The sequence below is a fragment of the Flagellimonas myxillae genome, from assembly GCF_023502235.1.
Classification (GTDB): Bacteria; Bacteroidota; Bacteroidia; order Flavobacteriales; family Flavobacteriaceae; genus Flagellimonas; species Flagellimonas myxillae.
This window is the reverse complement of record NZ_JAMFLY010000001.1, coordinates 1,352,687-1,375,386: the sequence shown is the minus strand read 5'-3', so window position 1 is coordinate 1,375,386 and position 22,700 is coordinate 1,352,687. Positions and strand designations below refer to the sequence as shown.

Here is a 22,700-nt window from a genome sequence, read left to right as displayed (position 1 = left end):
AACCTAAAAACTATCTTATTGCGTTCTGGCTCTTCTTGTTCTAGAACCAGAGTTGCTGCTTCTTCTACTATTTGTGTTTCCTGAGCTCCTTTTAACGGTTGTTTTTGTGCTTCTGGAAACTGTTCTTTTGGGAGCACTGCTTCTGCTTGTCACCGACCTGCTAGTACTTTTTCTAGCCTGAGGTTTTCTATAGCTATTATTAGTGCTACGTGTAACCGTTCTCTTTTGAACATTGTTCCTACTGGTTACCGACCTGTTATTATTCCTGGTCTGGGGTTTCCTGTAGGTTGTACTGCTGCTACGGGTTACTGTTCTACTTCTTGGCGTAGTGGTCACTTCCCTTTTGGTTACCGTACGACTGTTGGGCTTTCGGGTCACCTGTCTTTGGGTCACACTACGGGCATTATTGTTTCTCTTTACGCTGTTACCATTTCTGTAGTTGCCTTCCCTAACGGTTCGGCTGACACCAGTACCTCTTTTCACACTTTGACTGGAACGGCGCACATTATTTCCCTTTTTATAATCGTTATTTCTATAGCCACTTCTTCCTGCATACTGGTTACTTCTACCGTAGTCTGCTCCATTTCTTCTCACATGGTTACGTCGGGTAACCCTATTGTCGTTTCTATAGATTTTTCCTCTTCTATAATTTCTATCGCTGTAACCGTCATATCTATAAACCTTTCCTCTATGGGCATAACTTCTTCTAAAATTATCCCTATACGGTCTATAATAGGTGTATCGAATTGGTCTATAATACCTTCTATAAGGTCTGGTGTAAACATTACAGAAACTTACCGAAGGACGGATAAAGTACCTGTGGAAAGGTCTATAGACATAATGTCTGTTGTAGACATTGATAAAACCTGTGTAATGGCTAAAAACACCACCGTTATAAAAGACATTTAATCCACCAACACGACGAACTCGTCCGTTTCTGTACCATACGTCAACACCTCCAATTTGCGATACACGACCATAATAGTCATAGTAAATTGGGATGTTTTCTACTTGGATTACAGCACCGTAATCGTCATATTGAACAAAAGGATTGTAGTTATAACCGGAATTGAAGGTCACACCCACATTTCCAAATCGAGCACCGATACCCACATTTACTTGGTTATCGATATAAAAATCGAACTCGCCATCGGGGTAAACTGAAAAAGTCACCCCATTTTCTACAAAGATGAATGAGTTCCCGTAACGATACGCGTTTGTGATAAAGGCCGTATCCTCTTTGGCTGCTTGGATGTTTGGAACACCCAAAAGCACTGCTGCTATAATGAGTACTAACTTTTTCATACTATAGGGTTTTAAATTCTGAATGCAACTATTTACATTCTGTATAGCATGAACCAAACAGCGTGCCAAAAAATATTGACCTATTCTAACTTGCTGGAAATTAGCGAAATAAAATTATTGGTTGATCCCTTTGAGCATCGGGGCTTTTAAAACTTTGATGATTAATTACTATTGAAGCATTAATTTTTTGACAGTAGCGTGTACGCCATCTGGATGATAGGCCAATACGTAATACAGACCTGAAGGTAGGAGGCTGATATCATATTCTTCTTGGGGAGATCTAAAAGTGGCAACCAAATTTCCGGTAGCCTCATAGATTTCTATTTTATAGAACTCAATTTCAGAATCAATGCGAAAGACTCCTTTTGTAGGGTTGGGATAGAGGGAAACTCGGGTTGGCTCATCTTCAATAGTTGGATCATCTTCGGAATCTTCCTCTTCGCCCAGATTATCACCATCGTTATCTTTTACTTCTTCTGATTCATCTTCATTGTTATGAGGTAATTCATCATCTTGATTCTGAAGATTTTCTGGTGAATCTAAATAAAAGCAGAATGGACTTTGATCAATTGTATCTGTGTTGTCCGCTAAATAAATGTAAGGTTCTTGATCACTAGTCTGAATAATTCTTTTGAGATTACAAATGTTCAAGGTTTCCAAACTTCTATTTCCATTGACATATAGATAGTCATTGATAATAAGTAACTCTGGGAGATGAATTACTTTTAAGTTCAAATTTTGATGAAAATATAGTGGTCCAACAATTTCTTCCAGCATTGGAGCATTTACTGAAGTCAAATCATTGTTTTGATGAAAATACAGGTGATGTCCTGTTCTTTTTAATTGATGAAAGTTAATTTTTTCAAGCTTCGGATTTTGATGAAAGGACAATTCTTCATCTACAAATTCTAGCAAAGGGGAGTTCAATTGATTCAAATCAGAATTGTTACCGATATAGAAATCCCCTTTTACATGATTCAATTTTGGAAACTCAATGGCCACAAGATTTTTAGTATTGGTTACAAAAACCATTTCTGTGGCAATTAAGTTTTTATATATCAGTTTGGTTGGTTCCTGAAAGTCATAATCGTTGTAATTCACCATATCAAGTATTTCATCTAAAAATTCAACAACTTTCACTTCGTTTGCAAGGGTAGTGTAATTTTCCTTTGAAAATACATAGGTACCTGTAAGAACAATAATCAAAAAAGTAATTTTTCTCATAAGCATATTTTAAGTGTTTCTAAAAGATCTGGGATACAATGATCCGCAACTTAAAAGTAGGGTGGCCGGTTTCTTAATATGTGCCTGAATTGATGAATGCCCCTTTTGAATTGACGGATGGGGTTATTTTAGGAATGGATTTGGTCGCGAGCCGGAGGTTGGGTGTTTGGTGTCAGAGGTCAGTGAACAATAAACAATGAACAATAAACAATTAACAATGAGCAATTTTGATTGGGAATTTTTGATGCTGAATGATGGATGAATTCAAAATTTAACATTCAACATCTAGAACCAAAAACTTTTGAATCTTGGATATTTGGGTAAAGGGTTAAGGGTGTTGATTTTGAACTTGAACTTGAACTTGAGTTTGAACTTGAACTTGAACTATTGTTTGAATCTTGTACTTGTATCAAACTTTTTCTCCAAGGTATTTAGCGGTAATGGATTCTTTGTTTTGTACCAATTCTTCTGGAGTGCCTTCAGCGACCAAGTTGCCGCCATTTTCCCCACCTTCGGGTCCCAGGTCTATAATATAGTCCGCACATTTGATCATCTCAATATTGTGCTCAATCACCAGAACGGAATGCCCTTTGGCAATCAACTCATCAAAGGATTTCAGTAGTTTCTTAATATCGTGGAAATGAAGTCCGGTCGTGGGTTCATCGAAGATGAACAATGCCTTTTCCTTGGTGTTCCCCTTCACTAGAAAGGAGGCCAGTTTAATACGTTGGGCTTCCCCACCAGATAGGGTAGAGGAGGACTGCCCCAAGGTCACATAGCCCAAGCCCACATCCTGCAAAGGTTGTAGCTTGTTTACAATTTTATCTTTGTTGAATGCCTTAAAATGATCAATCGCCTCATCTATGGTCAGATTCAGGATGTCGTCAATGCTCTTGCCTTCATACTTTACCTCAAGAATTTCCTTCTTAAAACGTTTGCCGCCACATACATCACATTCCAAATGTACATCGGCCATAAACTGCATTTCCACCGTGATTTCCCCTTCTCCCTTGCATTTTTCACAGCGTCCACCATCCACATTAAAAGAAAAATGTTTGGCTTGGTAACCCCTAAGTTTGCTCAGCTTTTGCGAAGCGAATAAACTTCGGATATCATCATAGGCCTTGATATAAGTGACCGGATTGGAACGGGAGGAACGTCCTATCGGGTTTTGATCTACAAATTCCACATGTTTGATATGGGCATATTTCCCTTCAATTTTGGTAAACTGACCCGCTTTTTCGCCATAACCCCCTACTTCCTTCAATATAGAAGGATATAAGATTTTCTTTACCAAGGTACTTTTACCGCTCCCGGAAACCCCAGTGACAACAGTAAGCATATTCAGCGGAAAAGTAACATCAATATTTTTTAGGTTGTTTTCTCTTGCCCCAACAATTTGGATGTAGTTTTTGGAATTCCTACGTTCAGCGGGCACTGTGATTTCTTTGGTTCCATTTAAATAATCTGCAGTGAGGGAATTGGCCTGAAGAATTTTATCCAAATTTCCGGTAGCCACCACTTCGCCCCCCAAGGTTCCCGCTTCGGGCCCAATATCGATAACTTCATCCGCAGCTTTCATGATATCTTCGTCGTGCTCCACCACAATTACCGTATTGCCCAAATCCCGAAGGGATTGCAATACTTCAATCAGATTCTCGGTGTCTTTGGGGTGCAGCCCAATGCTGGGTTCATCCAAAATGTACATGGAACCCACCAAGCTACTACCTAGGGATGTCGCCAAGTTGATGCGTTGGCTTTCCCCGCCCGATAAGGTGTTGGATTTCCGGTTCAAGGTGAGATAGCTCAGCCCTACTTTGCTCAAGAAATCCAGTCGGGTAGTGATTTCCTTTAAGAGCCGTTTGGCTATTTTATGGTCGTTGCCAGACAATTGTAGTTCCTCAAAAAAGGGAATCAATTTTTTTATGGGTAGTTCGATCAGGTCCGAAATGGAATAACCTCCAACTTTCACATAATTGGCTTCCTTGCGTAATCGCTTTCCTTTGCATACCGTACATTTGGTCTTTCCTCTATAGCGGGAAAGCATCACCCGATTTTGGATTTTATAGCTTTTTTCCTCCAACAATTGGAAAAATCCATTCAGACCTGTAAAGTGTTCATTACCGTCCCACACCAATTGTTGCTGTGCTTCGGTAAGTTCAAACCAGGGTTTATGAATAGGAAAATCAAATTTATAGGCCGAGTTGACCAATTGGTCCCGGTACCACGACATACTCTCGCCACGCCATGGAAAAACAGCATTTTCGTATACGGAAAGCGAAGTATTTGGTACAACCAAATCCCCATCAATCCCGATCACATCCCCATATCCCTCGCATTTGGGGCAGGCCCCATAGGGATTGTTGAAGCTAAACAGATGCACGTTAGGCTCCAGGAATTTCATCCCATCAAGCTCAAACTGGTTACTGAAGGTCTTGATTTCCCCATTTTCCAGATTCTCTATACCACATTGACCCTTGCCCTCAAAATAGGCATTGTCGACAGCGTTGCCCAAGCGATTGTAAAAATCCTCATCGTCCTTGATAATGATTCGGTCCACCACCAAATCAAACTTCCTACCGATATCCTTGGGGGCTTGGTCTATCCGGATTACGTCACCCTTGTGTTTAATTCTCGCATATCCCTGTTTGGAGAATAGTTCCAACGATTTAATTGGGTCCCTATCTTCTTTAATATGTATAGGGGCCAACAGAAGAAGTTTGCTACCTTCCTTTAAGGATTTAATATGGTCGATAACATCCGTGACCGTATTTTTTTTGACTTCCTTGCCTGAAATAGGAGAGATGGTCTTGCCAATCCGGGCAAATAGTAGTTTAAGGTAATCATAGATTTCGGTAGTGGTGCCCACTGTAGACCGTGGGTTGGTCGAGTTTACTTTTTGCTCAATGGCTATGGCCGGTGCAATACCTTTTATATAATCCACTTTGGGCTTGTCCAGTTTTCCAAGAAACTGCCGGGCATAGGAAGAAAGGCTCTCCACATAACGTCTTTGTCCCTCTGCATAAAGGGTATCGAAAGCCAAACTAGACTTTCCGGAGCCGGACAAGCCGGTAATGACAACCAGCTTGTTCCTGGGAATAACGACATCGATGTTCTTGAGGTTGTGAAGTTTGGCACCTTTTATGATGATGTTTTTCTTGGGATCTATGTGGTCGACCGATGTCATATGTTAAAATTTGAGACCCAAAGATACGGTACACGGCACTTAATACGTATATTGCATGAGTTAACATCGGAAAAAGCCCAAATCACAACATTGTTTTTTTACGGGCACACTGTTTTTCTATATTTGGTTTGTAATTAAAACGCTGATAGGCCTATACAGAAATAATTACTTTTTTAAAATTAAGCTAATAACTCGCAACCCTTCGTAGGTAATGGATGGTTGGCGATTATAACCAAAAAAGTAATTTGTATGGAACTACAGATTGATGACTCGATATTAGTGAAGAATTACATTGCCGGGGACGAAAAATCCCTTGAGACCCTAATCAACAGGCATAACCAAAGAATTTCCAGCTTTATTTATTCCAAAGTTTTAGATCGGGATGTTGCTGAAGATATTTTTCAGGATACCTTCATTAAGGTAATCAAAACACTTAAAAGGGGTTCCTATAGTGAGGAAGGTAAATTTCTGCCCTGGGTAATGCGAATTGCGCACAACCTGATCATAGATCATTTTAGGAAGAACAAAAGAATGCCCAAGTTTGAGGGGAGCGACGACTTCAACATCTTTTCAGTCATCAAGGATGAGAAGCTCAATGCGGAGAAACAGATCATCAAAGATCAAATTGATAGCGACCTTTCCCTATTGATCGAGGAATTGCCCGAAGATCAGAAGGAAGTTTTAATGATGCGTATCTATAAGGATATGAGTTTCAAGGAGATTTCCGAAAATACAGGCGTCAGTATCAACACCGCCTTGGGAAGAATGCGTTACGCATTGATCAACCTCAGAAAAATAGTGGACCGCAATAATATCGTTTTAACGAATTAATCTGCATTCCATCGAACACGACAATATTTCAATTCTAGCGCCGTTATCTAATTGTAACATTTATGCTAGAATATGGAAAACATTTACTCTGAAGAACAAGAAACCGTTAAAACGGTAAAGACAAGAAGGGAAAAAATCGATTTCCTATTGAACTATTCCAAGTCAATCCACGTGGTTGACGGAAGAAAACACAAATTTGAAGTTGCTTTGAATTAATTACTTAAAAAACTTCACAAAAAGGGCCGCAATTAGCGGCCTTTTTTGCTTTTATGGTATTCCGTCAGGACAGTTTTTCTACCAATGGTACTGGTAATCACGTCCTTTTCCAAATCCCAGCCTCGTGCAGGGGAATATTCCCTTCCGTACCAGATAATCTGTAGATGCAGTTTATTCCAAACCTCTATTGGGAACAGTCTTTTGGCATCTTTTTCCGTTTGAACAACGTTTTTCCCATTGCTAAACCCCCAACGATACATGAGCCTATGGATGTGCGTATCCACAGGAAAAGCTGGAATGCCAAAGGCTTGGGATACCACAACACTGGCTGTTTTATGACCCACGGCAGGCAGTTCTTCCAGCAGTTCAATTTCTTGGGGAACCTCACCGTTGTACTTATCAATAAGTATCTGGGATAAGCCATGGATGCCTTTGGATTTCATTGGAGAAAGTCCCACGGGTCGGATAATATCCCGGATTTCATCCACAGTCAGTTTTACCATGGCATAAGGATTGTCAGCTTTTGCAAACAAGATTGGCGTAATCTGGTTGACCCGCACATCCGTACTTTGGGCAGATAGCAACACTGCAATCAACAACGTATATGGGTCTCTGTGATCCAATGGGATGGGAATGGTCGGATAAAGCTTATCCAATGTCTTTAAGGTAAAATCTACCTTTTCTTGTTTCGTCATTTTTGTTTAACTTTGTTTAAAATAAATTAAACAATTGATTTAAAGGCATTTGCACATGAATACCTTAAAAGTAGGGGATAAAGTACCAGAATTTTCAGCAAAAGACCAAGATGGAAACACAATTAAACTTAGCGATTACCATGGCAAGAAATTGGTAGTCTTTTTCTATCCAAGGGCAAATACACCAACTTGTACCGTGGAAGCCTGTAATTTAAGGGACCACTATGCCGACCTTCAAGATGCGGGATATGAAATTTTGGGTGTAAGTGCCGATACCGAAAAAAAACAGACCAATTTTAGGAATAAATTCAATTTCCCCTATCCTTTGCTTGCCGATACGGATCATGCGGTCATAAACACCTTTGGTGTTTGGGGTCCCAAAAAGTTTATGGGAAGGGAATATGACGGAATCCATCGAATTACCTTCGTTATTGATGAAAATGGGGTAGTGGAGAAGGTCATTGACAAGGTAAAGGCCAAAAACCACGCCGCCCAAATCGTGGATTAGTTCGGAAACGTTTGCTGGATTAAGCTTCTTCTTTCTCCGGAAGGGTCTTTTTGGTAAAAAGCTGCTTTTCCTTTATCACTTCAGCAATTCCTTCGGGCAGCATTTCTTCCCAGCCTTCCTCACCGTTGGTAATGCGTCGCAATACCTCCCTTGAGAAAATGTGCATGATATCTGGGTCGTAATCAATAATGTCCATTACTTTTCCATTGTACTTAAAGAACTTGTAAAGTTCCTTCATCCGTGGGTGCACCTTCACGTTGTTGCTGGTCATCACCTGTCCCGTTTCAGCATCTTTCATAGGATATAGATAAACCTTCAAATCTTTAAAGAACAATTTACCAAAGGCTTCAAGGATACCGCCGCTCAAATGACGGTAGTATTTTTCATCAAAAACATCGACCAAGTTGTTAACACCCATGGTAATTCCAATTTTGGCCTTGGTATAATTATTAAAGTACTCCACGAGCTTATAGTACTCCTTGAAATTGGAGATCAGTACCGTGTGTCCCAAAGAACAGAGCAATTCCGCCCGGTCCATAAAGTCTTGTTCGTCAATTTCCCCAGAGGCTTTCAGGTTCGACAGGGTAATCTCAAAAACCACAATGGTATTTTCATATTCCACGGTCTGCTCCCGAATAAAAATATCATAGGACTTCTGAAACATGTCCATATTTACCTTGGTCACTGGCCGGAAACTTCCCCTTAGAGCCAAAATGCTCTTTTTATACAGTACCGCTGCCGGCAATAGGTTGTTGCCATCAGGGCCGAACATTACCGCATCCGTCATATCGTTTCGGATAAGCTGCAAACTCATCAAGCGGTTGTCCACATCCTTAAAGTGCGGGCCTGTAAAATTGACCATGTCAATTTCAATGGTGTCGCGATCTATATGATCATAGAGGTATTTCAATAATTTTTTGGGCTTGTGATATTTAAAGAATGCCCCATAAATCAGGTTTACTCCTAAAATACCCAAGGTTTCTTGCTGCAGTCTCGCTTCGTTTTGCTTAAATCGAATATGAAGCACTATTTCATCGAACTCCTTTTGTTTAGGGTCCAGTTGAAAACGGATACCTACCCAGCCATGTCCTTTGTACCGCTTGGAAAAGTCGATGGTGGCCACGGTATTTGCAAAAGAAAAGAACAGGTAATCCGGATTGTTCTCCCGACTGATCCGTTCCTCTACAAGCCGCATTTCGTGGGCCAACATTTTTTTAAGCCGGGACTGGGTCACATATCTTCCGTCGTGCTCTATCCCATAGATGGCATCACTGAACGACTTATCGTAAGCACTCATCGCCTTGGCTATTGTCCCTGATGCACCCCCTGCCCTAAAAAACTGACGGGCAGTCTCTTGTCCGGCACCTATCTCTGCGAACGTTCCATAAATGTTGGGGTTTAGATTTATTCTCAAAGTCTTTGCCTTTATGGATGGAATATTTTCAAAGGCATTTGCTGTAGTCTTAACAGTGGACATAACCGTAGATATTTATGAAAACAAAGTTACACTCTTCATTAAATCTATTAAATAAATAAGTTATAATTTTGGATTCCATGGATGAGATGTTGACCATTACTTTTTTAGGCACTGGAACCTCTCAAGGAATTCCGGTAATTGGAAGCAATCATCCAGTATGTTTGAGCACCGACCCAAAGGATAAAAGACTACGCGTATCCGTATTGGTTTCTTGGAACAATTTCAACTATGTTATCGACTGCGGCCCGGATTTTAGACAGCAGATGCTGACCCATTCTGTCAACAAATTGGACGGTATTTTATTTACCCACGAACATGCGGACCATACCGCTGGCATTGACGATATCAGACCCTATTTTTTTAGGCAGGGTGATATCCCGATTTACGCCCATAAACGGGTGGTAGAATCCCTAAAAAGGCGATTTGATTATATTTTTGCGGATGAGGACCGGTATCCCGGAGCCCCCGCGGTAAGTGTTACCGAAGTGAAGGCCGATCAGCCGATAGCGTTGCAGGGTTTGGAAGTAATGCCCATTAAGGCCTACCACAATCGCCTGGAAGTCTTCGGTTATCGCTTTGGGGATTTTGTGTACTTGACGGATGTGAAACGGGTGGAGGAAGCTGAAATATTGAAAATGAAGGGCGTTAAGATTTTGGTGGTCAATGCCTTGCGGGAACAAGCCCATCATTCCCATTTTAATTTGGAAGAAGCGCTTGAATTTGCGGAGCGGGTAGGTGCCAAAAAAACATATTTCACCCATATCAGCCACCTTTTGGGATTCCATGAAGAAGTAGAGGAAAAACTTCCCAAAGATGTGCATTTGGCCTATGATAATTTAAAATTGAAGATTTAAAAACCATGAAAAGTAAAATTTTTCTTTACCTATTTGTTTTTGCCGCCTTGATTGCATTGTATCAGTTTGTGAGCGCCAGCAACCTACAGAAAGCCCTGAACTCCGACATTGAGGGGCTAGAAAAGCAAGTGACGACACTGAAGGATTCGGTACAACAATCCCAACTCAAAATTTTGGATATCCAATATTTTTCCCTGGAAAACAACGATGATGCCTTGGCTTATTATGATCATTTAAATTTGGAGAATCCGGTACGTTATATTGAGGATAAACTTTTGGAAACCAACGAGCAAAAAGGAAACAATCCTTTGGTTCCATATGATGGGATGGAAAGTGACTTTAAAATCAACAAAATAAAAGTGCTCAACCATAAATGGTTGCTCGCCGATTTCTCCGATGGAAAATATTGGGGGGATTTGGTCATCAAATACGAGCTAAAGGATGACCTTTCTGTTGATTTTACCCTGTTGGACCATCTTCTGTATGCCCGAAGCAACTAGAGGTGTTCGGAGAGCCAATTTCTAAATGAGTAAAAATTTTGTTGACTCACCCCATGTCCTATTGGAAACTCTTCGTATTTATGGTTAATGCCCAATTTGGTTAACAAGTCTGGGGTTTTTTGTGCCCATTCGAGGGGAATCACCTGATCTACCTGTCCATGGGAAGCATAGATATTGAGTTGGCTATGGTCCTTCTCGTCGTAGTTGTCCAATAAGATATTCTCATTGACATACCCGCTCAAGGCCACTACATTTTTTATTTTTTCTGGAAAGGACAGGGCCACGGAATAACTCAGAATGGTTCCTTGGCTAAAGCCCAACAAAGTGATATTATCCCTATCAATGTTGTGGGCCTCACAAGCTTCATCAATAAAATTTACAATTTTGTCCCTACTCGCTTTCGCTTGCTCATCGTCACTCCATTTCCCGTATTCCGCATCAAAATTTATGGCATACCAGGCATGGCCAAAAGGTTCCAGCCTGTAAGGCGCCTGCACCGAAATTACCACAGGCTCTTCGGGCAATTCGGACGCAAATGAAAATAAATCCTCTTCATTACTACCATAGCCATGAAACATAAAAATGGCTGGAACTTTTCCAGAAGATATGCTCGAAGGCCTAAGAAGATATTCTAAGGAAAGGGAAGTGGGGGACATGAATTTGTTTTATGGAATAAAGGTAAACCATTTTTGAAAATGTGACCCCAGCAAGGGTAGAAAACGCTCTTTATTGGCAATCGCCCCGGTCAGCCCAATAAGGATTGAAACAAGATATACCCCCCAAAGAGTTCCCCAAGCCACTAGATTTTCAATTTCCGAAAGATTGAGGTAAGTCGCCACCGAATGGTAGATCAAATGGATTCCGAAGGCCTGGCGTGCATGAAACCTCGCAAAATCGTGTTTGGGCTCCATGTTTCTCGTAATGGCAATCAATCCACCGATTATGGTAAAATAGCTGATAATGGCGGTTGACCTTCCTGGTTTGTTATCACTCAAGGCTATAGGCTAATTTGGTTGTTGTTGATTATTCCATAGACCTTGCCCCTTAACTTGGAGCCAAGGAACATACTGTTTTTGGAAGTGGAAAGTGTATGCTCAACGGTACATTCTGAATCCCCATTTGGATTGAAAAGGGTTAGGCTAGCGTTTTCTCCCTTACTGAGTTTTGGGGTCTCCAGTCCAAATCGTTCTCGTCCTTTGGTCAGTAGCCCAATTACCTCCTCCAAATCCAGCAACTGATTTAATGTTCCGAAGGCTGTTTCCAATCCAATGGTACCTTTTGCGGCATTGTCAAACTCCACTCTTTTTTCTTCGATGTCCAAAGGCAAATGATCAGAGGTCACAAAATCGATGACCCCATCCTTTAAACCTTTAATTAAGGCTTTGCAGTCCGATTTTCCGCGTAGGGGTGGGGAAACCTTAAAATTGCTGTCGAAATCCGTTAAGGAATCGTCGGTAAAGAACAAATTGTGTACGGCTACGCTACAACTTACGTCCAGCCCTTTCTTTTTTGCTGTGGATATTAGTTTTACTGCATTTGCGGTGGATACGGTGGGTATATGGAGCTTGCCGCCAGTGTATTCCAAGATAAATAGGTCACGCGAAATCTGGAGTTCTTCCGCCAAGGCTGGAATACCTTTTAAACCTAAGGTTGTGGAAATCTCACCCTCATGAACAATTCCCTTCCCCTTAATTTGGCCATCTTGTGGAAACGACATGATCAAGCCATCAAAATTTTGGGCATAGAGCAATGCTATTTTCAAAAGATTGGGATTCGAAACCTGTTTTTTAAAATCATAAAAGGCCACGGCACCTGCATTTTTCATATCGAAGAGCTCGGCCAAATCCACGCCTTCTGAATGTGCAGTTAAACTGCCTAAAGGATACAGATTGGTAGCAGCACCCCTGCCTTTTTCCTTTAGGAAAACAATATCGGAACTGGTGTCCGGTACGGGTTTGGTGTTAGGATTCAATAGGATGTCGGTGAAGCCTCCTGCGGCCGCAACCCGCAATCCGTTGGTGATAGTCTCCCGTTCTTCAAAACCTGGTTCCCCAAAGCCTACACTAGTATCAAACCATCCAAGGGAAACGTGTAGGTTTTCGAGTGCAATTTCTTTGGTATTTGATGGAAGGGTTATGGAAGCCGCAATTTTCTCTATAGTCCCTTTTTTTATGAGAATATCCCGCTTTTTAAGATGGTGTGCCTTGTTCTGTGGGCATACAATTTTTGCGGACTTCAGCAGAATGTTCATGTAACAAATTTTTGAATAAGCACTTCCACAAGTGCTAAAAACAGTGCTAAAATAACAAACCATTTCCAATAAGCGGTTATGGAATTTTCAGCTTCTAAATGTTCAAAAAGTCCCGAGATGGAATCTTGGATGTCAACATTGTTCATCGATGTTAACGGCAGGTAATTGAGGTAACTTTCGGATCGGGGATAATTAAAACTAATATGTCTTAATACCTCTCCCGATTTATCAATGCCATAGATGCCGTCCTCTTCTGGATTTTCGTCGAATTCCAATCTCACCCGATTCGGAAAGGACTGCTGCCTAGGAATAAATTCATAGTTTTCCTTGGAGACCTTTAAAATATTGTCGTTCCCGAGATTCGTCGCAAGGTCAATTTCGGTATGATTCCCCAGCGTATGTTGGGTTTCCGGTGATTTGAGGCTAAATGCGGCCATGTTGTAAAAAGTGGGAACGATCAAAGGAGAGTTCTTGAAATTGGAATTTTCCAAATCCAAGGCTGCCGTAAAAAAGTAAAAACCATCTAGACCGCTCAAAAAAGGTTCTCCTCCTTCTAGGCTTAGAATACGTGGTGCGCGAGTGGTCACTTGGTATGCATTGTTTGTTGATGGGAATTGGAAATTTTGCACCCTTTTTTCAAAGACGTTCTGGTATAACGGATGGTCAAAAGAAATGCCTGTAATCTGTTTCTCGGTATTATATGGCCGCACCATACGGGTAGCAAAGAAGCTGGAAAGAAACTGGTTGTATGAAATCAAATCACTTTCCATGGAGGGAACAACAATAATGGTTCCCCCATCTTGTTTAAAGGTGCGAAGTGTTTGTTGCAGCCCATTGGGAATGGCCGCTATACCATTAAGGATAACAACATTTTGTCCATCCAGGGCACTATAATCCAGTTGACCTAGTTCGTAGTTTTGAAACTCGAATTCTTCTTGCCGAAATAGTCGCCTCAAATAATCACTATCAGACTCACTAATGGACAAAACCTTGATTTTCTCCTTTTTATCGATGTTGAAGTAAAACTGGTTATCGTAAGCAAGACTATGGTCCTGTATACTAAGCAAACCTTGGATTTCGGTGTTTGAGGGAATGGTAAATTCCACACGGGCCGTTCCATTAGCCGTAAAATTTGCAGAGGTTTTTGCTATCAATAGATTTTGGTTGAACAGCGATATGGGAAGGGGTTCTTCTGCATCCCCACCAGACAACAACACGCTAAGTTTGGACTGTTCAGTGGGATGTTCCTCAACAAATATGGAATCAATGGAAGTGTTTTGGGCAAGGGTGGTGCGTTGGGGTACAAAATAGGTTTCTAGTCTAGTGTCCAATTCAACATTATCCGAAAACATATTTTGTTGAAAATCTGATATTAAGACTATTCTTTTTAATGTATTTGTTGAACTTGAAAAAAGACTGTTGGCCTTCAGATACACAGCATCCATGCTAAGCTGGTCGTGGGTATGATTGAGCGACAAAAGTTCATTTTGAATCTCTTTAAGACTCACATTTTTATACGTATGCCCGTTGGTGAATAAACTAAACACTTCATCGTCGCCTGCATGTTTGATTAGGTCCTGAACCGATTGTTCCAAAAGCGACAACCCATTGTTTTTTGCCTGCATGCTAAAGGAATTGTCCAAATAAATAACAGTTTCCTTGTCTGTTAAAGCGGTATTGGATGCAAAAAAGGGCTGGGCAAAAGCTATGACCAAAGCTGCAATCAACAACAATCTTGTAAGGAGGAGCAACCACTTTTTTAGGGTGTTGCTTTTTCTGGATTCAGCAACCACCTTTTGAAGCATGGCAACATTGGTGAAGGGTGTTCTTTTAAACCTACGTAACTGGAAAAGATGGATAAAAATAGGAATCAGTAGTAGTAAAAGGGCCCAAAGGATTTCCGGATGTTTAAACTGCATTCCCAACTTTGATTAAGCAAATATAGGTGATACCATGTTAAGGATCGTGTTAAGGGTTTGTTAGATGTTCAGATCAGTTGTCAATAAACAATTATCAATTATCAATGTCCAATTATGAATTTACCGTTACCCATTGTTAATTGTTTATTGAACATTGCTAATTGTAAAGCTTAGCAGAAGAAGAAATAATCCTTCATAGGGTGTTGTCCAATAGTCGAAAAGAATTCCCGGATTTCGGATTGTGCAACTTCATTGGCAACCGTGATTATACTTTGAGGGTTTTCCAATGTTTTAAGGATATTAAAATGAACTAGTTGCTGCCCGTAGATTTTTTTGCCAATTTTTTGAGGGTTATCACATAGCCAAACAAACCCGATTCCCTGTCTTACAAGGTTCTTTGCAATGGATTTGCCCTTGAACCCTGCTCCCCAGATAACTAGAGGTCGGGTTGGGTTGTACTCAAGTTTCAAAAAGTAATGAAGCTTGATGTCCAAAAAGTAATTCTGGGCGTAATGCTCATGGGTGCGCGAGGTTCTTGTATCGTAATCCCGCCACAGATGCAATATTTCCTGGCACGGAATTATCTTGATATGATTTTCATAAAAGCGAAAGGTGAGATCGTAATCTTCCGGATATCTATCCGATGTGAAACCGCCGCTGTGTTCAAAATCTTCCCTATGCACCATCCAACAAGGGGAGGGGACAACACATTCTTTATAGATTTCATCATAGTTGTGACCCTTGGAAGTCAGTTGGTTGAGCCAAGCTTCGTAGCGCTCATAACCATTGCTGATTCCTCGTGGAGAAAAGTATTTTACTTGACCTACCGACAAATGACCCGGCCCAAATTCCAATAGGGAATCTACCATAACCTGAAGTCTGTTGGGTTTCATGATATCATCAGAATCCATTCGGGAAAGTAAGTTCCCTGAACTTTCGGCATAGGCTGTGCGCAAAGCCGGGATTATCCCGTTTCCATTATTGGTGAATACTTTTATCCTGGAATCTTTTGCCGCATAAGACCGGAGAATGGCCAAACTTTGGTCCGTAGAATGATCATTCACGGCCAGCACCTCCCAATGGGAATAAGTTTGGTTTAAAATGGAGTCCAAACATTCCGGGAGATATTCTTGGGTATTTTTAAAGGGAATAAAAAGACTTACCGTTGGATATTGCATCGTACAAAGAAAGCAAATTCCAACGGCAAGAAAATAGGTCGACCCATATACCTAAAGATAGCTCCAGTGTCCTAAGAGACTTGCCAGGGCCGTCAACATCAAATAGTGCAGGAGCGCTTATCCGTAAGCTTCGTGTTTTAAAAGCTTGCCACAAATGGCCTCAATATGGGTATGGTCGGTTCCACAACAGCCACCATATACGGCTAGGTTGGGTAGTATTTCCCGAAGCTGGACATACCAATTGGACAGCTCTTCCCGGTCCCCAGAGTCAAGCTCTTCGGAATTGTCTAATTCCTCGTGGCTTTTACAGGAGGCGTTGGCCCTGATTCCCATAATACGTTCACTCCATTTAGCGGGGGACCCCAACTGCTCAACAAAATGCGTGGGATGGGCACAATTGACCATATAGTATTTTGGATAGAATCCCGTTTGAAGATCGATATATTCGATTACATCCTGCAATTTTTCACCACTGGGAAGTTTTCCATCAGTTTCTGTGGTAAAGGAGATTACCACGGGAACCCCACATTTTTTGGCTGCTTGTACTATGCCAAGCGCTTCATCCAAATAATTGATGGTCATCGCTGTAACTTGGTCCACATCGGCCTTCTTAAAGCTCTTGATTTGTCCAAGATGGTAGTTTTCAGCCTCCTTGGCACTCATTAAACTTTCATCCACCACATAACCATCCGCTCTAGGGCCAATGTTACCACTTACCCAAATCTGGTCAATACTATCCGCATATTCATCTTTAAGGCTGTTCATCAATCCAATGCAATTTAGGTTGATTTCTTCCAACTCCTTTTCAGAATATCCAAGCTTAAATGCCCAGTCCGGGTTGGCTCGCCAAGTAGGCGCCTCCAACACAAATCCAGTACTATATTGTTTCGCCAGATCAAGGAATTTCCTGTAATAGTTCAAGACGATGTCCGTACCCTTGGGGTCTTGCAAAATGGCAAAGGCTGCAAAATGAGGCAGCTGGAGCCCATGCTTATAGACCAACTCGGTTTCCAAGCCACCATCGGTCAACATAGGACCGATGAATGGCGTATTATTAAAAGCTTCCATGTTAACCCAGGTTTTCAGATTTGTTCACATCCTTAAAGGTGATCATATCCCAGACCTTTTCCGAAGCGCCATGGTAGAAGCCCGTTTCATGCTCATAACCTGATGGGTTTTTAAAGGTTCCGAAAATGATATCGAATAAAGGAATGTCCGAATAATTATAAGCATGTATTCCCTTGGCATGGTGCACTGTGTGTGCTTCTGGTCGTTGAATAATATATCCCAACCAAGCAGGCGTTCTAATATTGCTGTGCTGAAAAATGCCCAAAAAGGTAGTAACCAGGATAAATAGGGTAGAGGCTTCCGCCGTAAAACCGGCAACGACCACCAAACACAAACTACCTAAAAAGGTAAATCCGATCATATCCATGGGACTGAAATAAAACGCCCCGTAGCTATCCATACGCTCGGCGCTATGGTGCATTTGATGGAAAACCTTCCAAAGTTTATTGTTTTTGTGCATGCTTCTGTGCCATACATACAATCCAAACTCATAGATCATCACCCCGACGAAGGCTCCCCAATAGGTACCCAATGCAGTAAGGTCAAAAATTTGGTAATCCACCAAATAGGTGTCCCAGATTAAGGGAAAATAGGTAGACAAATAAAAGAATACCGCAAAGGAGGTCAATCCCCGCAACTTCCAGTTTTTCATTTTTGGAAGGGGTCGAGCAGGAAAAAGTGCTTCCCAAAGCATCAATGCTCCATACATTCCCAATACAATTAGTGAAATAGGATCTACCAATACCTCCCAAGGATTTGGTAAATTCTGTAAAATAGTTTCCATTTTGTAGTTTTTTAATTAATTGTTTTGTTCAATTATAAAAGCAAAAGTTTTTGCCTTACAATGTGAGGAAACCCTGTAAGTTTATAAGTTCCAATAGTGTGGAGCCTCCGGAGCATAGCTACAGTAAGTCCCAGTTTTGATGGAATTGGAAAGATGCTTGGCCAATTTGGGATGTGCCTTTTCCATTTTTTTGATAGCGCTCCTGATTCGCCAGGTTACCGCAGATCTAGCTTTTTCGAGGGAAGACCCTGATTTTCTGATTTTGTTGGATAGACCTGTTACTTGGGATAAATGATCTATCAAGGTCTCATACTCCTCACGTAACTGGACCACTTTGGACGTTAGTCCCATTTCTTCTGCATCCAAAAGCTCCTCCTGAAGCGATTGGATTTTGGCCTTATAATCCTGCACGGCCCTTCCATCAGCCAGGGCGGTACCCTCGGCTTCAAGCACAGAACCCATGAGGTCAGTACAATGGATTTGTTCTTCGGGCCGTTCCAATAATCGAACAATATCGTGTAGGCCCTTGGCATCCTTCATCACCACGGATTCGTTGGAATATTCAAGTTCCCAAAGCTCCCCATTTTGTATAAAACTTGCCTTGTTGTTGAAGACAGGTTTATTTGATTTGATTTGTTCCTGGTGTTCCCGACCCATATAATCCCAAAATGGTTCTAGATTGGAATTGGACTTATATGGATTTACCATGATTTGCCATTGTAAAGCTTGTTCCTTGGTGTTTTCTTTTCCTTTATTGATATTCTTCTTGTGCAGCGCAATATATTTGTCCCAATAGGATTGCATCTTGTCAAAACGGGATAAATGATAATAGGCTGCAGCCACATAAGCTGTAAAGTCGGTCCATACAGATGAATCCTTCACCTTTTCTGCAAATTCGACCGATTTTTCGAAATCCCCCAATTCAAAATAAATAAAGGAGGCATGGGGAAAATATATATCGGGGTGCAAAGGATTTAGGACTTGAGCCTTCAAAAAAAGCTCTTCGGCTTCTTTGGCATATCCCAAATACACCATGCAGAAGGCAATAAGAATCAGGTTGTCCGCATCATTGGGGTTCATCCGTAGCGATTTCCTCAGAAAATGCTCCGATTTGTCAAAGTCACCCAAATACAAGAAAGTTCTCCCAAGAACTGCCAAGGAAATGTAATCGTTCTCATCCAATTCTATGGCTTTCAAGGCATACTCATGCGCTCCTTTTTGGCTTATTTCCCAGCGTTCCCAAAGCTGACAACTCCACTCATTGAAATAGGAAAGGGATATTCCTGTATACGCCCGGGCAAATTGTGGGTCAATTTCCAAGGCCATTTCAAAGTGCTTTCTGGCCTTGAGATCGCTTTCTACGGTCCCCCTTTTTAGCAGGTTCATACCCAACAGCCAATTTTCATAAGCAGCAAGGTCTACAGATTCCTTTCTGTAGGAATAAGAAAGTAGATCATGATTGATACGCCTTTGCAGGATGCTCACGATTTGTTCCGTAACCGTATTTTGGGTATTGAGAATGGCACCAAGGGTTTCATCATGATTTCCTGCGAAAACCAGTTTGTTGTCCCTGGTTCTTATGAGTTTAATGGCAATTCTATATCGATTTTCATCCAGGGGCCTAAAACTTCCAGTAATGATATAGTCCGTTCCCAGCTGTGAAATGGAGGCATCTGAATTACTGGTGATGCCAGAAGTAGAGTATTGGGAAATCACCGAAAGCCCAATGAATTTGGAAAAGTTTACAATAAGGTCTTCCGTAAATCCCATAATCACGGGACTCATGCTTGCCGTTTCACCCAAAATTTGGAACGGCAAAACCGCAACCGTAGTGGTTGACTCTTTGTAGTTGGCGATTTCCATTAAAACCTTGTTGTGCATTTAAAGATACAAAATGATGGGGTTGAAGTGTAACGGCATTTTATAAACCGTTCAAAATTAGCAAATTGGAATTTTTGGCGTAAGGAATTGTATGGATGGAGGGGCAAACGGTCTAGGTGGCAGAAAATGCTGTGTTTTTGGTAAATCTGTAAAAAGATGCCTCGGAATGACTATTTTAATGAGGTTACATCAAAAATCACCTTATATAATCTGCTGTTGCCATTCTCATACTTCTCAAGAAATTTAGAGAGTGCTTCCACGGTCTCAAACCCATTATTGGCGGCTTCGCTTCTTCGGCTGGTAAAGTAAAGGGTGTTGTTGGCTTTATCAACGAACGGACAGTAATCCATGTATCGGGAGTTTATGGGAGTCGGTAGCGGTTTGGCCTTGGTCCAATTGCCATTGTCCTGCTTAAAACTGATATATAGATCACCGCTTCCCTGTCCATCCTCCCGATTGTATCCGCCAAAAATCAGATAGCTGTCATCGGGAGCGATAAACGCATTGTATTCAAAGCCTTCGGAGTTGATGTTTTCCCCAAGCGAAACAGGAGTGGTATAATCCCCATTTTGAAACTTGCTGACAAAAATATCATCCCTGCCCAATGCTCCAGGGCAGTCGCAGGTATAATACAAGTTTCCATTTTGGGCAATGGCGGGATAAAACTCATTATGTTCCGTGTTAATGGGACTACCTATGTTGATGGGAGATGACCATGGCGAATCCGGGGTTGGGCGCTCCACGTACCAGATATCAAAATCCTTTGGGGTTGTGGAGGTATTGTCCAAAGGCCTGTTGGAGACAAAATACAATCGTAGTCCATCAGGGGAGAGAAAGGGTTCCAAATCCTTGAACCTCCCAGAAAAGGAAGCTATGTTCGGTGCGTTCCAAGTCTCACCTTTTTTGGTGGCCTTGGCAATTACCGACACTTCTTCATTGGCTGATTGAATGGTAAAATAAGCTTCGGTAGCCGTTTGGTCCAGGGCCAAATCCCTGATCTTGTCAAATTCCTGCAACCCATCGAAAGCAGGTTTTATTTCCAATTTGATTTGCGTAACCCCTAGCGTAGAGACAAGAAGAGTGCAAATTAAGAACAGCCTTTTCATCTTATTCTTTTAGTGCTTTATTTACGGCCTCATTGGCCAACCGAACCATGATTTCGTATCCTTTCTTGGTAGGGTGCACCCCGTCATTGGCCAATGCTTTGGAAAGCCCATTGCGATCATCGGCCATGGCAGCAAAGTAGTCCAAATACATCACTCCAGTAGCTTTGCAGTATTCTTCGAGCATGCCATTCAGTTTTGGAATTTTAATATTTGGATCTTTGCCTGGTCTCCAAGGATAATCGAAAGCGGGAAGCACAGAACAGATTATGGGAATAATCCCATTGGCTTTGGCCAACTCGGCCATGGACACAATGTTGCCCTTAATTTGTTCCAGAGTCATGGGACCAGTATTTCCTGCAATATCATTGGTTCCTGCCAAAATCAAAACAATCTTGGGTTTTAAATCGATGACGTCGGGTCTAAACCGTATAAGCATTTGGGGAGTCGTCTGCCCACTTATCCCGCGATTGATGTAGGACGGATTTTCGAAAAAGGAGGGTAGGGCCGCAGACCAACCTTCGGTGATGGAATTTCCCATAAATACCACTCGATTTTCGTCAGCAGGGACATATTTTAGTTGCTCGTTGGCTTCTTGATACTTGGATAGATTGGCCCAATCTTGGGCCTGGGTATTTTTAAAGAAGGAAAGGAAGCTCAACAAGGTGATGATTAGGATTCTTTGCTTGAACATGGAATTGGTCGTTTGCTAAAAATAACAAATAAAGCCCTATCCTATTCGCGAAGAATGAGATAAAAAAGTAAAAACAGACCAATTGTGCCAACGAAGGCAATCCACCCGATCATTTTACTTTTTCTTTTTTGCGCCATCATTAAGTGTCGAACGCGCTCAACATCGGCCGTAGTAGATTTTTTCAGGTTGAGTTTGGTAACACTTTCTTTCCCAAAGACATCTTCCTTGGTCCTTGTTTTTCTTCTTTTTAAAAGACTTCTATTCTGCTGTAAACTTTTGATGGCATGCATCATGCTTCCTTCTCCTCCCATAATGATATATTTTCATTATAGGTATATAAAAACTCAAAAATGTTACAGTATTATCAGTAATAAGTGAATTATGGTGATAATATATCAGAATTATTAAGTATTTGTTGGATATTTTCAAAATACCTTCCCATATGCTTTCCATCCACAAGCGCATGATGGGCCTGTACGGATAAGGGCATCATCCTATGGCCATTTTGGTCGAAGAATTTGCCCCAGCTAATGCGTGGTACCGAATCATGGGGGTGGTAATGCATGGCGTGTTGGATACTTGTAAAGCTCACCCATGGGATGGCGGACATGAACAAATAATCGTCCCTTCCCGGTTCATCCTCAATCGAAGGGTTAGTTTTCATAGCTTCATTGATGCGTTTGGCTTCCGCAAGAAAATCTTGAGCATGGTTTATAAAGGGAACCGTACAAAAACTGAATACATCGGCCTCATTCGTCTGAACCGTAAAGGACGGATGGACCAAATTGTGTTCAACAACTTCTCCGTCCCGAATCCGCCACCTAAATTCCTTGATATCATTGGCGGCTTTGGAGAGTAAAAACACCAAACTGTAGGTCAATGGAAGGTTTTGGGCTTTTACGTCTGCATAAAATTGGGTTACCTCCACATTTGCGGTAATATTAAAATGTGGATGGTTCATGTGGTTGAAAAAAGTAAAATGCTTTTTCCGATGGGCATTGTCAAAGACAATTTTTTTCATTGGC

Annotated in this window: 22 protein-coding genes; 5 read left to right on the top strand and 17 right to left on the bottom strand. The window is 41.5% G+C overall.

The window, feature by feature from the left end:
- Positions 1 to 15: 15 nt before the first annotated feature.
- From M3P07_RS06345 to uvrA, 3 genes are all read right to left on the bottom strand, one after another.
- The gene (locus M3P07_RS06345) at positions 16 to 1,305 is read right to left on the bottom strand and encodes a hypothetical protein (protein ID WP_249969057.1); all 1,290 of its coding nucleotides are present in this window, start codon (positions 1,303 to 1,305) and stop codon (positions 16 to 18) included.
- Positions 1,306 to 1,473: 168 nt separating this feature from the next.
- On the bottom strand, positions 1,474 to 2,529 hold the full coding sequence (locus tag M3P07_RS06340) for a T9SS type A sorting domain-containing protein (protein WP_249969056.1): 1,056 nt from the start codon (positions 2,527 to 2,529) through the stop codon (positions 1,474 to 1,476).
- Between the two features lie 409 nt (positions 2,530 to 2,938).
- Positions 2,939 to 5,716: an excinuclease ABC subunit UvrA gene (uvrA, locus tag M3P07_RS06335; RefSeq protein WP_249969055.1), complete on the bottom strand. Its 2,778-nt coding sequence runs from the start codon at positions 5,714 to 5,716 to the stop codon at positions 2,939 to 2,941.
- Between the two features lie 249 nt (positions 5,717 to 5,965).
- On the opposite strand from uvrA, the gene M3P07_RS06330 reads away from it, so the two are divergent.
- A complete protein-coding gene (locus M3P07_RS06330; protein WP_249969054.1) occupies positions 5,966 to 6,547 on the top strand; it encodes an RNA polymerase sigma factor in 582 nt (193 codons plus the stop codon).
- Positions 6,548 to 6,619: 72 nt separating this feature from the next.
- Positions 6,620 to 6,763 carry a hypothetical protein gene (locus M3P07_RS06325; RefSeq protein WP_249969053.1) on the top strand — a complete coding sequence of 48 codons (144 nt, stop codon included), beginning with the start codon at positions 6,620 to 6,622 and terminating at the stop codon, positions 6,761 to 6,763.
- A 32-nt stretch (positions 6,764 to 6,795) separates the two neighbouring features.
- Here the strand turns inward: M3P07_RS06325 and M3P07_RS06320 are convergent, their stop codons facing one another.
- A complete protein-coding gene (locus M3P07_RS06320) occupies positions 6,796 to 7,458 on the bottom strand; it encodes an endonuclease III domain-containing protein (protein ID WP_249969052.1) in 663 nt (220 codons plus the stop codon).
- Positions 7,459 to 7,513: 55 nt separating this feature from the next.
- Here M3P07_RS06320 and bcp point away from each other — a divergent pair, with 55 nt between their 5' ends.
- Positions 7,514 to 7,966 (top strand): thioredoxin-dependent thiol peroxidase, encoded by a 453-nt coding sequence (gene bcp, locus M3P07_RS06315; RefSeq protein ID WP_249969051.1) that lies wholly within the window; start codon positions 7,514 to 7,516, stop codon positions 7,964 to 7,966.
- A gap of 19 nt (positions 7,967 to 7,985) precedes the next feature.
- Here bcp and M3P07_RS06310 read toward each other — a convergent pair whose 3' ends face one another.
- Positions 7,986 to 9,443: a nucleotidyl transferase family protein gene (locus M3P07_RS06310; RefSeq protein WP_249969050.1), complete on the bottom strand. Its 1,458-nt coding sequence runs from the start codon at positions 9,441 to 9,443 to the stop codon at positions 7,986 to 7,988.
- A 77-nt stretch (positions 9,444 to 9,520) separates the two neighbouring features.
- On the opposite strand from M3P07_RS06310, the gene M3P07_RS06305 reads away from it, so the two are divergent.
- The gene (locus tag M3P07_RS06305) at positions 9,521 to 10,297 is read left to right on the top strand and encodes an MBL fold metallo-hydrolase (protein WP_249969049.1); all 777 of its coding nucleotides are present in this window, start codon (positions 9,521 to 9,523) and stop codon (positions 10,295 to 10,297) included.
- A 5-nt stretch (positions 10,298 to 10,302) separates the two neighbouring features.
- Positions 10,303 to 10,797, top strand: coding sequence for a hydrolase (locus tag M3P07_RS06300; RefSeq protein WP_249969048.1), 495 nt, complete (start codon positions 10,303 to 10,305; stop codon positions 10,795 to 10,797).
- On the opposite strand, the gene M3P07_RS06295 is transcribed toward M3P07_RS06300, so the two are convergent.
- The 12 genes from M3P07_RS06295 to M3P07_RS06240 form a co-directional block, all read right to left on the bottom strand.
- Positions 10,794 to 11,453 carry an alpha/beta hydrolase gene (locus M3P07_RS06295; RefSeq protein WP_249969047.1) on the bottom strand — a complete coding sequence of 220 codons (660 nt, stop codon included), beginning with the start codon at positions 11,451 to 11,453 and terminating at the stop codon, positions 10,794 to 10,796. The genes M3P07_RS06300 and M3P07_RS06295 overlap by 4 nt on opposite strands.
- A 9-nt stretch (positions 11,454 to 11,462) precedes the next feature.
- Positions 11,463 to 11,792 carry a hypothetical protein gene (locus M3P07_RS06290; protein WP_249969046.1) on the bottom strand — a complete coding sequence of 110 codons (330 nt, stop codon included), beginning with the start codon at positions 11,790 to 11,792 and terminating at the stop codon, positions 11,463 to 11,465.
- A gap of 2 nt (positions 11,793 to 11,794) precedes the next feature.
- Positions 11,795 to 13,048: a dihydroorotase gene (locus M3P07_RS06285; protein ID WP_249969045.1), complete on the bottom strand. Its 1,254-nt coding sequence runs from the start codon at positions 13,046 to 13,048 to the stop codon at positions 11,795 to 11,797.
- On the bottom strand, positions 13,045 to 14,967 hold the full coding sequence (locus tag M3P07_RS06280; RefSeq protein WP_249969044.1) for a BatA domain-containing protein: 1,923 nt from the start codon (positions 14,965 to 14,967) through the stop codon (positions 13,045 to 13,047). The genes M3P07_RS06285 and M3P07_RS06280 overlap by 4 nt, the downstream gene beginning before the upstream one ends.
- Before the next feature lie 170 nt (positions 14,968 to 15,137).
- Positions 15,138 to 16,145, bottom strand: coding sequence for a glycosyltransferase family 2 protein (locus tag M3P07_RS06275; RefSeq protein ID WP_249969043.1), 1,008 nt, complete (start codon positions 16,143 to 16,145; stop codon positions 15,138 to 15,140).
- A gap of 117 nt (positions 16,146 to 16,262) precedes the next feature.
- On the bottom strand, positions 16,263 to 17,213 hold the full coding sequence (locus M3P07_RS06270; RefSeq protein ID WP_249969042.1) for a homocysteine S-methyltransferase family protein: 951 nt from the start codon (positions 17,211 to 17,213) through the stop codon (positions 16,263 to 16,265).
- A gap of 1 nt (position 17,214) precedes the next feature.
- Positions 17,215 to 17,997, bottom strand: coding sequence for a sterol desaturase family protein (locus tag M3P07_RS06265; RefSeq protein ID WP_249969041.1), 783 nt, complete (start codon positions 17,995 to 17,997; stop codon positions 17,215 to 17,217).
- A gap of 81 nt (positions 17,998 to 18,078) precedes the next feature.
- Positions 18,079 to 19,860 carry a tetratricopeptide repeat protein gene (locus M3P07_RS06260; RefSeq protein WP_249969040.1) on the bottom strand — a complete coding sequence of 594 codons (1,782 nt, stop codon included), beginning with the start codon at positions 19,858 to 19,860 and terminating at the stop codon, positions 18,079 to 18,081.
- 188 nt (positions 19,861 to 20,048) lie between these two features.
- Positions 20,049 to 20,984, bottom strand: a complete 936-nt coding sequence (locus M3P07_RS06255; RefSeq protein WP_249969039.1) for a TolB-like translocation protein — start codon at positions 20,982 to 20,984, stop codon at positions 20,049 to 20,051.
- Between the two features lies 1 nt (position 20,985).
- Positions 20,986 to 21,675: an SGNH/GDSL hydrolase family protein gene (locus M3P07_RS06250; RefSeq protein ID WP_249969038.1), complete on the bottom strand. Its 690-nt coding sequence runs from the start codon at positions 21,673 to 21,675 to the stop codon at positions 20,986 to 20,988.
- Between the two features lie 41 nt (positions 21,676 to 21,716).
- Positions 21,717 to 21,986: a hypothetical protein gene (locus M3P07_RS06245; RefSeq protein WP_249969037.1), complete on the bottom strand. Its 270-nt coding sequence runs from the start codon at positions 21,984 to 21,986 to the stop codon at positions 21,717 to 21,719.
- A 68-nt stretch (positions 21,987 to 22,054) separates the two neighbouring features.
- Positions 22,055 to 22,696, bottom strand: a complete 642-nt coding sequence (locus M3P07_RS06240) for a chloramphenicol acetyltransferase (protein WP_249969036.1) — start codon at positions 22,694 to 22,696, stop codon at positions 22,055 to 22,057.
- Positions 22,697 to 22,700: the final 4 nt, after the last annotated feature.